Annotated in this window: 9 protein-coding genes; 3 read left to right on the plus strand and 6 right to left on the minus strand. The window is 64.6% G+C overall.

Features of this window, described 5'->3' with window-relative positions; translation table 11 throughout:
• From VGE27_RS01240 to VGE27_RS01250, 3 genes are all read right to left on the minus strand, one after another.
• On the minus strand, positions 1-330 hold a 330-nt coding region (locus VGE27_RS01240; RefSeq protein ID WP_331047807.1), incomplete at its 3' end, for a hypothetical protein.
• Complete coding sequence (locus tag VGE27_RS01245) at positions 327-3,581, minus strand: multidrug efflux RND transporter permease subunit (RefSeq protein ID WP_331047808.1); 3,255 nt, start codon at positions 3,579-3,581, stop codon at positions 327-329. The genes VGE27_RS01245 and VGE27_RS01240, both read right to left, overlap by 4 nt.
• Positions 3,578-4,687: an efflux RND transporter periplasmic adaptor subunit gene (locus VGE27_RS01250; protein ID WP_331047809.1), complete on the minus strand. Its 1,110-nt coding sequence runs from the start codon at positions 4,685-4,687 to the stop codon at positions 3,578-3,580. The genes VGE27_RS01245 and VGE27_RS01250 overlap by 4 nt, the downstream gene beginning before the upstream one ends.
• A 198-nt stretch (positions 4,688-4,885) precedes the next feature.
• Between VGE27_RS01250 and VGE27_RS01255 the strand changes: the two genes are divergently transcribed.
• Complete coding sequence (locus tag VGE27_RS01255; protein WP_331047810.1) at positions 4,886-5,491, plus strand: TetR/AcrR family transcriptional regulator; 606 nt, start codon at positions 4,886-4,888, stop codon at positions 5,489-5,491.
• A gap of 4 nt (positions 5,492-5,495) precedes the next feature.
• Here the strand turns inward: VGE27_RS01255 and VGE27_RS01260 are convergent, their stop codons facing one another.
• Entirely contained in the window at positions 5,496-6,170 is a 675-nt protein-coding gene (locus VGE27_RS01260; protein ID WP_331047811.1) for a TetR/AcrR family transcriptional regulator, read from the minus strand.
• A 105-nt stretch (positions 6,171-6,275) separates the two neighbouring features.
• On the opposite strand from VGE27_RS01260, the gene VGE27_RS01265 reads away from it, so the two are divergent.
• Positions 6,276-7,022 carry an SDR family oxidoreductase gene (locus VGE27_RS01265; RefSeq protein WP_331047812.1) on the plus strand — a complete coding sequence of 249 codons (747 nt, stop codon included), beginning with the start codon at positions 6,276-6,278 and terminating at the stop codon, positions 7,020-7,022.
• A gap of 222 nt (positions 7,023-7,244) precedes the next feature.
• The gene (locus VGE27_RS01270; RefSeq protein ID WP_331047813.1) at positions 7,245-8,342 is read left to right on the plus strand and encodes a metallophosphoesterase; all 1,098 of its coding nucleotides are present in this window, start codon (positions 7,245-7,247) and stop codon (positions 8,340-8,342) included.
• Between the two features lie 22 nt (positions 8,343-8,364).
• Here the strand turns inward: VGE27_RS01270 and VGE27_RS01275 are convergent, their stop codons facing one another.
• Positions 8,365-9,033, minus strand: a complete 669-nt coding sequence (locus VGE27_RS01275; protein WP_331047814.1) for a hypothetical protein — start codon at positions 9,031-9,033, stop codon at positions 8,365-8,367.
• A gap of 208 nt (positions 9,034-9,241) precedes the next feature.
• Positions 9,242-10,121: MFS transporter (locus VGE27_RS01280; RefSeq protein ID WP_331047815.1), on the minus strand; the 880-nt coding region annotated here is incomplete at its 5' end.

Here is a 10,121-nt window from a genome sequence, read left to right on the forward strand (position 1 = left end):
GTTGGTCACGGCGATTCGGATGAGCCCCTCCAGCGCCGAGTCCCGCAACAGGTCACTCCATGCCGGCATGGTCGTCGCGTCACGCGACAGCTCCACCGTCTGCCGTGGTAGCTGCGAGGTGATGCGCGAGAGACTGTCGCCACGATCGCTGGCGCGGGCCGTGCGCAACGAGTCAAGGAATGCCCGCGTGTCAGCCGATGCGTCAGCAGACGCCCGCGCGCCCACCGACGGCACGCTGGGATTCATCCGTGTGGACGGCCCAACCGCGCAGGCCGCGAGTGCGGCCACAGTGCCTGCCGCGATGAACGGGCGTACCAGTGCGCACTTCATGACACCACCTCCGCCTGGCCACCCTTGGCGCGCGTTGGGGTGCTGCGACCCGATGCCCGCTCGGTGAATTGCCGGATGAGGGCGAAGAAGAGCGGAATGAAGAACACACCGACCAGCGTGGCCACCAGCATGCCGGCGAATACACCCGTGCCCAGTGAGCGACGGCTGCCAGCACCGGCACCACCGGCCAACACCAGTGGCACCACGCCCAGAATGAAGGCGAACGATGTCATGAGAATGGGGCGGAAACGTTCGCGCGCCGCCTCGATGGCCGCGTCTCGGATGCTGAGCCCCTGTGCACGCAGTGCCGTGGCAAACTCCACGATGAGAATGGCGTTCTTGGCAGCCAATCCCACCACGGTGAAAAGACCGACCTGCAGGTACACATCGCTGGGCGATCCCCGCAACCACACACCGAACAGTGCGCCCACGATGCCGAACGGGATGCCCAGCAGCACGGCGAACGGAATCGACCAGCTTTCGTACTGCGCAGCGAGCACGAGGAACACCAGCACCAGACCCAGCACGAGCACGAGGTTGTTGCTGCCTGCCGCTTCGCGCTCCTGGAAGGACTGTCCGCTGTAGGCGTAGCCAATGCCTTGCGACGCGTACTTGTCGGCCACCAGCTTCTCCACCGCATCGAGGCCTTCACCCGAGCTCGAACCCAGTGTGGCGGCTGCCGTCACCAGCGCGGCCGGGAAGCCATTGAAGCGGGTGAGCAGGCTTGGCGCACCACGCATATCCGTCTCGGTCACCGCCGAAAGCGGCACCATCGCCCCGGTATTGCTGCGCACGAAGAAGCGACCGATGTCTTCCGGCGTTTGTCGGTACTGCGCCTGTGCTTCGGCCTGCACGCGATACGGACGACCGTAGATGTTGAAGTCGTTGATGTACAGGTTGGACAACATCGTCTGCAGCGTGGCGAACACCTGCGAGGTGTTCACCCCACGCGCCTGTGCCGCCGCCTCGTCCACCGTGACGTGCAACTGCGGCACTTCGGCGCGGAAGTTGGTGGCCACGTTCTGCAACGACGGAATCTTCTTGCCATCGGTCACGAAGTTCTGCACCTCGCGCGCGAACGCCTGTACATCGTCGCCGGAGCGCTGCTGCAGATTGAGCTCGAGACCACTGGTGATGCCCAGGCCCGGAATCTCCGGCAGGTTGAAGCCGAAGACGACCGCTTCCTTGAGACCACCAAGCTTCTTGTTGATGCGACCGAGCACGGCCTCGAGCGATTCATCGCTGCCCGTGCGTTCGTGCCACGGCTTGAGCGTCACGAACATGGTGGCCACGTTCGTCAGGTTGGAGCCGGTGAGCAGCGCGAACCCTTCGAGCGCCACGGTACCACGCACCATTGGGTCTTCCCGCACGATGCGGTTCACTTCCGTCACCACATCGCTGGTGCGCTGCAATGACGCCGCATCGGGCAGTTGGATGGACACCGCGAAGTAGCCCTTGTCTTCATTGGGCAGGAAGCCGCCCGGCACAGCCTTGTACAACACGCCGATGAGCACGAGGATGACGGCAAAGCCGGCCACCCAGGTGCGCGGCCGGTCGATGACGCCCGTGGCGCCCTTCACATAACGTCGCGTGAGCCGCTCGAAACCACGATCGAAAGCCTGGAAGAACTTGCCTTCTTCTTCGTAGGTCTTGTGGCGGAGCAGCGTGGCACACAGCGCCGGCGTGAGCGTGAGCGCCACGAGCCCCGAGATCACCACTGAGATCACGATGGTGGCCGCGAACTGCTTGTACATCGCGCCCGTGATGCCACCCACGAAAGCCACCGGGATGAACACGGCACACAGCACCAGCACGATGGCCACGAGCGCGCCGCCTACCTGTTTCATGGCGCGATTGGTGGCCACACGTGGCGACACGTGGTCCTGCTCCATGATGCGCTCGACATTCTCGATCACCACAATGGCATCATCGACCACGATGCCGATGGCCAGCACGAGGCCGAACAGGGTGAGCGTGTTGATCGTGAAGCCGAGTGCCTGCAGGCCGAGGAAGGTGCCGATGATGGACACCGGTACAGCGAGTACCGGGATGAGCGTCGCACGCCAGCTCTTGAGGAACAGGAACACGACCAGCGTCACCAGCACCATCGCCTCGAACAGCGTCTTCACCACTTCCTTGATGGACTCGGTGATGAAGGGCGTGGTGTCGAACGGAATCTCGTAGCGCACACCAGGCGGGAACGTGGGCGCGAGTTCCTGCATGCGCTTCACGATGGCGTTCTTCACTTCGAGATTGTTGGCCCCCGGACGGCCGAATACGAGCAGGTTGGCCGTGGGCTTGCCGTTCACGCGGGCCTTGGCGTCGTAACCACGTGAACCCATGGTCACTTCGGCGATGTCGCGAATGCGCACCAGCGAACCGTCGGGGCGCGCGCGCACGATGATCTCACCGAACTCGCTGGGCTGTGTCAGGCGGCCCGTGGTGACGACGGGAATGGTGAGCTGTGTGCCCATCGGCGACGGCTCACGACCCAGGCGACCACCCGGCTTGGTGGCGTTCTGCGCCGACACCGCCTGCTGTACGTCTTCCACCGTGATCCCGAGCTGCGCCATGCGCTCGGGGTTCATGCTGATCAGCATCGCGAAGTCGAGATTGCCGAACACACGCGAATCACCGACACCCGGAATGCGCTTGATTTCGTTTTCGACGTAGATCTTCGCGTAGTTGCTGAGATACGACGCATCGTACCGCGGATCATCCGACGTGATGGCGACCAGGGCCAGAATGTCGGAGTTGGCCTTGGTGATCGTCACACCGGTCTGGCGCACGGCGGCCGGCAACTGCGGCGTGGCCACGCCCACGGCGTTTTGCACGTCGACGGCGGCCAGGTCCTGATTGCGGGAAATGTCGAAGTAGATGGACATCGACATCGTGCCGTCGCTGGTATTCGACGACTTGTAGTACAACAGACCGTTGAGACTCGACAGCTGCTGCTCGATGGGCGCCGCGACGGCCGTGGCCACGTCGGCGGCACTCGCCCCCGGGTAGAACGCTGTCACCTGCACGGCCGGCGGCGTGATCTGCGGATAGCGGCTCACGGGCAGCGACTGCATGGCGAAGAGACCGAGCAGCGTGATCACCACCGAGATCACGGCAGCCAGAACGGGTCGACGAACAAAGAGGTATTCGCTCTCGCCCGTCACCTCGTTCGCCAACTTGTTGCTGATCTCGCTGTCCGGTCGCTGGTGCAGCCCATCGTGCGCATGGTCATGCGGCGGCTTGCTGCTCACCGGCGCGCTCCGCTGTCGCTGATGGCTGCTGTGGCCGTGCTGTCTGCCACCGGCTTGGCGCGTACCGTGGCGCCGGGGCCGATCTTCTGCACGCCATCCACGACCACCTTCTCACCCGCAGTCAGGCCAGTTTCGATCAGCCAGTTGTTCCCCGACCAACCCGTGGCCTGCACTTCGCGCAGCACGACCTTGTTGCTGTCGTTCACCACATACACCACTTCCTTGCCCATCTGCTGCAGCACGGCGCGCTGCGGCACGACGATGGCACTGTCACGGCTCAGACCCCGAATGCGCGCCTGCACAAACTGACCGGGCACCAGCAGACGATCGCCATTCTCGAAGCGCGCCCGATACTGCTGCGTGCCGGTGCGGGCATCCACCACGGGGTCCACAAAATCGATGCGACCGAGGCGCGGGAACTCGCTGCCATCGGGCATGAACAACACGACGCGGGCCTTGCCACCCACTGCCAGTTCACGGCGGGCTTCGGCGTCGCGCGCCCAGCGATACTGCTGCGCCGCCGACGGGCGGAAGCTCACGTACACCGGATCCAACACATCAATGGTGGTGAGCAGATCGCTCACACCGGCCACACGCGCGCCCACCTCCAGCAGTGTGCGCCCCACCCGCCCGCCGATCTCGGCGCGCACCACCGTTTCCTTGAGGCGCTTTTCGGCGGCATCGGCGGCACCGCGCGCCTGCTCCACGCCGGCCTTCGCCTGGAGCAGCTGCGATTCGGCGTTATCGACTTCCTGCTTGGCGATAGCATTACCCACCAGCAGCGGGCGCAGACGGCTCGCCATCAGCTCCGCATTCGCCAGCCGCGCCTCGGCTTCGCTCAGTCGGCCACGCGCGGCGCGCGCATCGGCATCGGCCGTGACGGCATCGATGCGATACAGCACATCGCCGGCCCGCACCTGGGTGCCCTCGGTGAACGGTCTCTCGAGGATGACCCCGCCCGACTGGGCGCGCACCTGCACGGTGCGATAGGCCTCCACCTGCCCCACGAACTGCAGGTTCTCCTCGACCGTGGCGGGCTGCGCCACGATGTAAGCCACTTCCGACGGCGGCGGCGGCGGGGCCGCCTCCTGCTTGGAGCAGGCCATGATCAAACCAGCAGACAATCCCACCGCCCAGCGTCGGGGGCGGAGCACAAAAGCGTACATGAAAGGGCGCGGAGGTGGCGCCGTTGGGCGCGACAGTGGTTTCCTGCCAGCGGGCAGGTGGTTACATACTACGTAGTAGGTAAGCACCGTGTTGTGCGATTTGGCACTGGTACGTTCACCCCCTTTCTACGCTCTGACATGACCGAGGCGTCACCGCCGGATCGCCGGCGCATGCGGCCGGAGGACCGTCGCCGCGAGGTGCTGGATGCCGCGCTGCGCGTGTTCGCGGAGGCCGGCTTTCGGCGCGCCAGTCTCAACGCCGTGAGCGATGAAGCGGGCGTGACGAAGGGGTGTCTGTACCACTACTTCGATTCAAAAGAAGAGCTGCTGCTGGCGCTCATGCGTGAACGCGCGCAGGACGCCGGATCGCTCGCCCAGGCCCTGTCAGACGTGCAGACGCGGGACGAGATGCTCGCCCGCATGGTGCGTGTGTTGTCGGAGAAGTATCAGCGCGAGGGCGAGCTGGACATGACCGGTGTGGTGCTCACCGAGCTGCCTCATGCACCGGCGGTGGCACGCGCCTTCTTCGACGAAGTGATTGCGCCACGCCGAGCCGATCTGCGCGATGCGCTCGTGCGCACCCAAGCCACGAAGATCGACCCCGAGCTCGCTGCCATGCTCGTGCCGTGGATGATGATGGGCGTGGCGCTGGGCCATCGTCTGTGTGGCGGCGTGGATGCGTCGCAGCGATCGCCGGAAGAGATCGAGCAGGCGGCGTTGCGGATTCTCTCCGAAGGTCTCTAACCGCCTAGCTCTCGCGTGGCGCCTCGGCACACGCCTGCAGCATAGGTGCCAGCACAGAGATCAACTCTTCAGCACTGGCGTCCTTGAGCGCCGATGTGCCCACCACCTGCCGCATGGCATGCACGCCAGCGAAACAGGCGAACACCATTTCAGCGCGCAGTGTGGCATGGGGTCCACCCAGCCACTCCGCCAATCGCGGCACCGCCTCGCGCTCGAGCACTTCGCGCACCAGGTCAGCGACGACCGGATTGCCCAGGGAGTGCACCACGTAGGAGACGTTGCCGGGCGCTGACGTTGGAGCGGGCTGCACGTCCGGAGCGTCATCTCTCGTGGCATCAGCGAATTCATCGGCCGCAGACGGTGGTCCGCTGTCCCCGTAGACAATGATGCGCGCCACCGACTCACCGAAGTGTGCGTGGTCGCTGAGCAGCCGCTCGAAGAAGTACGGTTTGCCACTCTCCAGCACCTCGCGGAACAACTGCTCCTTGGTGCCGAAGTAACGGTTCACCAGGGCTGCTGTCGCCCCCGCGGACGCCGCGATATCGCGAAGCCCCACCTGCTCATAGGCGCGGGCGCCAAACAACTCACGGGCCGCTTCGAGAATGGCCTGGCGGGTGGCCTCTCCCCCGCCTCGCACCCCGCGCCTTGGCGCGACCGAACTGCCGTCATTGAGCGTCATACGGAATATGTATACGGCCGTTGACAAATAAACTCAAGACAAATACAGTATACCAACGTTTACGTATACGTTCGTATACATATTCCAATTCTACCGGAGCAGATCATGAACACTGTCCTCATCACCGGCACCTCCTCTGGCTACGGCCTCGAAACGGCCCGCCATTTTCTGGCCCATGGATGGAATGTCATTGCCACCATGCGCACACCACGCATAGGCTTGCTGCCATCATCGCATCAGCTGCACGTTCTGGCGCTGGATATCACGCGTGAGGAGAGCATCGTGGCCGCACTCGAAGCGGCAGGCCCCATCGACGTGCTGGTGAACAACGCCGGCATCGGTGGGTTCGGCGCTTTCGAGGCAACGCCGATGGCCACCACGCGGGCCATGTTCGAGACCAACACCTTTGGCACCATCGCCATGACCCAGGCTGTGTTGCCGCAGTTTCGGGCTCGCCGGGCCGGAGTGGTTGTCAATGTCACATCGAGCACCGTGCTGGCGCCCATGCCGCTGGTCGCCGCCTACACTGCCAGCAAGACGGCGATCGAGGGCTTCACGGCCTCGCTCGCCCTGGAACTCGCCGAGTTCGACGTGCGGGTCAAGCTGGTCCAGCCGGGCTATGCGCCCACCACGCAGTTCATCGCCAACGGTACGGAGCGCATGCAGGGACTCATCACCCCACCCTACGAGCTGTATGCCACTAAGGTGTTGGGTGCCTTTGCCACGCCAGCGCTGGTGACCCGTGAATCCGATGTGGCGGAGGCGGTGTATCGAGCAGCGACGGATACGACGGACCAGCTTCGCTTTCCGGCGGGACCGGATGCGGTGGCCTTGGCCGCGGCGCGCCAGTAGCCCGTTGAGTGCGCACGCTTCGTCGATCCGAACTTCTCCTTTATGCAGATGAACAGCGCAGACTCGATGACGCTCCCCGCCGACAGATCCTCTGGGTCGGCGGGTGCGGCGCCTGACGCGAAGCTTGAACACGAACACGATGGGCCACGCCTTTCCGTTTCCGGCGTGGCGAGAGGCTTCAGCCTCTGGATGGCAGCATGGTGGACCATCATTGGTCTGTTGATGGCGCCAATTGTACCGGGCAAGTGGACCACCGTGCTGGCCATGGCGCTTGGAAGCGCCATCCCTTTGCTCCTTGTGCTGCGCGGGTTTGCCGGACGCCACTATCCGTCGGCGGCAGAACGGGTGTGGGTGCTGCGCCCGTTCTGGTACCTGCAGGTGGCGCTTCCCGTGCTCGGCTTGTCGGCCTTGGTGGGTGTGGTGCTCGGACTGCCGTTCGGTGAACCTGCCGCTGGCGGACGATGGGCGCTCGCCATTGCCGGATCGACGCTGACGGCGATCGCCCTGGCGGGATATGTGGGCTCGCGCTGGCTGGTGACCAAGGAACTCGTCGCCGAACATCCTGACATGCCGGCGGCACTCGATGGCCTGCGCATTGCGCAGATCTCCGACCTGCATGTGGGTCCGCACACACCGCGTGGGTTTCTGGCCCGGGTGCACAAGGCGGTGCAGGACGCGCGTCCGGATCTCATCGCCATCACGGGCGATCAGGTGGACGATCACGCGCCGGACGTGCAGCACTTCACCAGGGCGTTTGGCAGCCTGCGTGCGCCGCTTGGTGTATACGCCATCGCCGGCAACCATGACGTGTATGCCGGGTGGCGCCCGGTCCGCGCGGGGATGGAGGCGGCGGGCATGACGGTGCTGGTGAACGAAGCCGTCCCGCTCGACCATGCTGGCGCGCGCTTCTGGCTGGCCGCCACCGGAGATCCCGCGGCCACTGGCTGGTCACGAGGCGGCGCGGCCGATTGTGCGCCCGACATCGGATGCACACTGGCCAACGTGCCATCGTGTGCGTTCACCATTGCGCTCGCCCACAATCCGGCGCTGTGGCCCGCGCTGGCCAAGCGCGGCGTGGCACTCACGCTGAGCGGGCACACGCACTACGGGCAGTTCTCCATCCCACGCCTTGGATGGAGCCTGGCGTCGCCGTTCCTCAAGCACGCCATGGGCAGCTACCGAGAGCAGTCTTCCCTGCTCTACATCAACCCTGGCACCAACTACTGGGGACTGCCGCTGCGCATCGGCGCGTTGCCGGAAGTCACGGTGATCACGCTGCGACGCTCATCAGACAGCACCGCGATTCGCCCGCTGTCCTGAGCGACCACGTCATCGAAATTCGCTACCCGCGCTTCGCGACGTAGAGCGTGTGCATGGGTCCACTGGTGATGTGGGCCCGCACACGCAGTGTTTGCACGGTGAGCCCCACGTTCTCCAGCGCATCCCGAAAGTCCGGATCGTCGCCCACCGACCAGTAGGCGATGATGCCATTGGGCTTGAGCGCAGCGATGGTGCTGAGAATGCCCTTGTTGGCGTAGAGCCGAGAGTTCTCGGCCATGATCATGCCTTCGGGTCCGTTGTCCGTATCGAGCATGATGGCGTCGAACGCACCGCGGTTGGCCCCCAGCACCTTGATGACATCATCATGCACGATCTTCACTCGCGGATCGGCCATGGCCTCGGCCGAGAGTGCGTACTCGGGATTGGCATTCCACGCGATCACTTCCGCCACGAGCTCGGCCACCACCACTTCGGCATCGGGACCAACGTGTCGCAGCGCTTCCCGCAATGTGAAGCCCAGCCCAAGACCGCCAATGAGCACCCGCGCGCCGCGCGTCGTGGCGAGTGGTGCACATGCCACCTCGGCAAGCTTGTCTTCCGAGTAGTGGCGCCGCGTGGACATCAGTTCCACACGGTCAGCGCGAATCAGATAGGCCCCGTCATGCCGGAACAACTCCAGCAGCGTGCCATCGGGCGTGCGGGCCTCACCAAGGCGTTCGAGCGGCTTCATGCCCGAACTTAGTCTGAATGGGTCAGACGATCGAGGGCAAGCTGGGAATGGGAAGAGCGGGGGGAACACAGATTACGCAGATCTGAAACCACAAAAGCACAGATACCACAACCACGATGACACCTATTTGTTGGTGCCGGTGGGCAGTATCTGTGCTTTTGCTATTAAATCTGTGCGATCTGTGTTCCCACCGCTGTTACTGTCGTCCTCAGGACGTGGGCTTCGCTCCGACTTCGCGTGCGCGGTACTGCTTGCCGAGCCATACGGCGAGCGCCAGCCAGGCGGCGGAGAGCGGCACCATGGTGAAGGCCAGACCGGACAGGCCGAGTCCGAAGACCGCCATCCAAGTGTACGACCACGCGCCCACCTGATCGCCGAGCCGGTAGACGAAGGTGTCGGAGAAGTTCTTCGCCTTGTACTTGTCGGTACGCGGCAGCACGGTGAACAGCGCTTCGCGGCCAGGACGCTGAATGGCGAAGTTGCCTGCACGACGCGCCACCTGGAACACCACCAGCACCGCCAGCGTGGGCGCGAAGCCCATGATGCCGAAGCCGATGAGTGTGACCACCGGTAGGAAGGCGAGTGCGGCGCCGATCCCCAGCCACTTGATGAACCGTCCGGTCACGAAGAGCTGAGCCAGTAGCGTCAGCGCGTTCACGGCAATGTCCATCGCCCCGAACACCTGGGTGCGCGCCGCGCGGTCTTCGCCGAACACGCGGGCCACCACGTCCACATGCTGGAAATACAGGAACGTGCTGGAGATGGTGTAGAACAGGATGAGCGACGCGATGCCGAGCAGGTACGGCGACGACAGGATGTGCTTGATGCCATCGAGCACACCACCGCCGATCACTTCCTCCGACGCGCTGGCCGCTGGCACCGGCGTCGCCGCGGTCACCACATACGCGTCCGGTTCAGCCGCATGCATCTGGGCTTCCTTGCGATCCAGCACATGCGACGCACGCACGGCCAGCTCGAGGATCAGCGCCGACACCAGCATCAGGTTGAGCGGTCCCATCACGCCCACCAGGCCGGTGGTGATGGTCGCGCCCAGCATCGCGCCGATCGTGCCACCGACCGCCACCACA

This window comes from Gemmatimonas sp. (assembly GCF_036405635.1).
Lineage (GTDB): Bacteria > Gemmatimonadota > Gemmatimonadetes > Gemmatimonadales > Gemmatimonadaceae > Gemmatimonas.